Source organism: Bartonella sp. AA1HLJMS, from assembly GCF_042197445.1.
Classification (GTDB): domain Bacteria; phylum Pseudomonadota; class Alphaproteobacteria; order Rhizobiales; family Rhizobiaceae; genus Bartonella.
In genome coordinates this window covers 1-2444 of the sequence record NZ_JBHIRW010000114.1, presented here as the reverse complement: position 1 = coordinate 2444, position 2444 = coordinate 1, and the positions used below count along the sequence as shown (strand labels likewise).

3 protein-coding genes are annotated in these 2444 nt (G+C 39.2%); all 3 read right to left on the bottom strand.

Annotation, left to right across the window (positions count from 1 at the left end; translation table 11 throughout):
• A partial coding sequence (locus ACFIQE_RS09615) for a peptidoglycan D,D-transpeptidase FtsI family protein (RefSeq protein ID WP_375707633.1) occupies window positions 1-1727 on the bottom strand: 1727 nt, incomplete at its 3' end.
• Window positions 1727-2131, bottom strand: coding sequence for a hypothetical protein (locus ACFIQE_RS09610; RefSeq protein WP_375606961.1), 405 nt, complete (start codon window positions 2129-2131; stop codon window positions 1727-1729). The genes ACFIQE_RS09615 and ACFIQE_RS09610, both read right to left, overlap by 1 nt.
• Window positions 2128-2444: 16S rRNA (cytosine(1402)-N(4))-methyltransferase (gene mraW, locus ACFIQE_RS09605; protein ID WP_375707632.1), on the bottom strand; the 317-nt coding region annotated here is incomplete at its 5' end. The genes ACFIQE_RS09610 and mraW, both read right to left, overlap by 4 nt.

The window sequence follows — 2444 nt, the reverse complement described above, 5'->3', positions numbered from 1 at the left end:
AAACTTGAATTGCTCTTTTTACTTAAAAGAGGCTCATATTCTTTTTTAAAATCGGGTTTTACACCAAGAAAACTAGCAGTGCGACGAACAATATTAGCAAGCATTGGTCCAGCATTCATCGCCGCTGTTGATGAACGCTGTCCCTCTGCAGGCTTTGGTTCATCGATAATTGTTAAAACAACATAAGCAGGATCATCAATAGGAAAAGCAGCAAGAAAACTATTGAAATTTTTTGTTTTAGAATATTTTCCATTTTCAACTTTCTCAGCTGTTCCTGTCTTACCACCTACACGATAACCTTCTACTTTTGCATTACGTCCAGACCCAATCTCACTATTTAATTGATAAAGGTAACGCATATTTTGACTTGTTTTAGCATGCAAAACCCGTTTTGCATGGTGCAAAGTTTGTTCTTTTGTCCGTTTTAAAAATGTCGGAGCAATTAACCAACCACCATTCATTAAAGCAGCAGCCCCAACAGCTGTTTGCAAGGGGGTTGTTGCCATACCATGCCCAAAAGCAATCGTCATAGATTGGATATCCTTCCAATGATGTGGCACAATAGGATGAGCAACTTCAGGCAACTCTGTTGCGAGTCGATCCAGTAGCCCAAGTTTTTGCAAAAAATCACGATGTTTATCAATCCCTATCGCCAATGCTTCTTTAGCAGAACCAATATTGGAAGAATAAACAAAAACCTCCCATAACGTTAAGGGACGATTTTTTCCGTGAAAATCATGAATAATATATCCACTACTTGCTTTTATGGGCTTTGAAGCATCAATAATACTGTTTAAATGAAAAATATTGGAATCAAGTGCCATGGCGGTCGTAAAACTTTTAATAATCGATCCCATTTCAAATGTTCCGGCCGTCATCCGATTGAGACGATCACTTTTTAAAGCTTCAATAGGATTTCCAGGATCAAAATCTGGTAGAGATGCCAACGCCAAAACTTCCCCCGTATGTATATTTAAAATAACAGCTCCTGCAGCAATTGCCTTATAACGCTTCATAGCCTGAATAAGTTCATCATGGACAATTGCCTGAAGTCGCACATCAATCGAAAGCTGAACTTGTTTTAATGATTCTTCCATGGCAAGACCAGCAGCACGCAGAGCACTCAAACCCGCATCATCAATATATTTTTCCATACCTGCAATGCCTTGATTATCAACATTCACCATGCCGAGAATATGGGAAGTTACAGGTCCATCGGGATAAAAACGACGAATTTCAGTCCGAAAACCAATTCCTGGAATACCAAGGGCCATAATTTGTGTCTTCTGCATTGGCGTTAACCCACGCTGTATCCAAGAAAAACCAGTTTTTCTTTTTAAGCGCTTATAGGTTTCCTGCCAATTAAGATCAGGCAAAACTGTTGAGAGCAATTCAATTGTTTCATCCACATCAATAATACGTCGTGGCTCAGCAAAAAGTGAATAAGTTTTAATATCTGTTGCCAATAAACGACCATTACGATCAACAATATCAGGCCGCGCCGTCAGTTGAAGAACTCCTGGCCCCTTTGCTTCTTCAATCTGTCCACCTTCCAACCCATAAGAAATAAGGCAAGCCCCCATGATGCCATATAAAACTAAAAAGCAGAACAACGAAAAAAGCAAACGTGGACGACTAGAATAGGGACGACGAACAGAAACATTATGATTATTCAACGAATTCTTAAAGTGCTTTTTCTTCTGTAAGAATAAAAAAGTCGACTTCATCACTGCACGCCTTTTTGGACAACACCATTCATCTGAGAATCCCGACGATTTGCCAAAATATCTTGATTATCTTCCAAGATATTTTGTTTAATCAATTCTTCAATTGGATCATGTACCCGTACCGGAATGTCTTTAAATTCTACGATTTGACGCGGCTGTATAACTTCTAATCCAAGTTCTTTTTGATAACGTTTCGCAAGTTTTTGCATGCGCGAAGGCTTGATCATCACAGCCCACTCAGCATGAAGCAAACTCACCGTATTTTTTGCTGCAGCAATTTCATGCTCAAGATGAAGAACTTCATTCATTCGTTTTTGAACATCATATTTTACCTTATAAGTAAGACCTGCCATACAAATCATAATCATCACTAAAATCATATCAAATGTACGAAAAACTGTCATTTCTTGCCGCCTTCAAAACTGGCAATCTCTGCTAAACTAAATAATTTCATATCTTCTGTAAGAGCCTCTGCTTCAGTCCGTACACCAATACGCAACCGCGCAGAACGTGAACGAGGATTTTTCTGTAACTCCTCTTTAGTTGCCGTGACCCCACCTCTAAACAAAGGAAAAAATGTTGCTGGAGCAGCCTTTATTTCTGGCAGATAGCGTGATCTCATACGTTCTCCAGAACGAGTCGAAAAAAATCTTTTGACCATACGATCTTCAAGAGAATGAAAACTGACAACCCCCAAACGGCCTCCAGCTTTTAAAA

What these genes read in the sequence shown, in the direction of transcription:
- ACFIQE_RS09610 (WP_375606961.1), bottom strand. Translation starts at nt 2,131, where the DNA reads ATGACAGTTTTTCGTACATTTGATATGATTTTAGTGATGATTATGATT.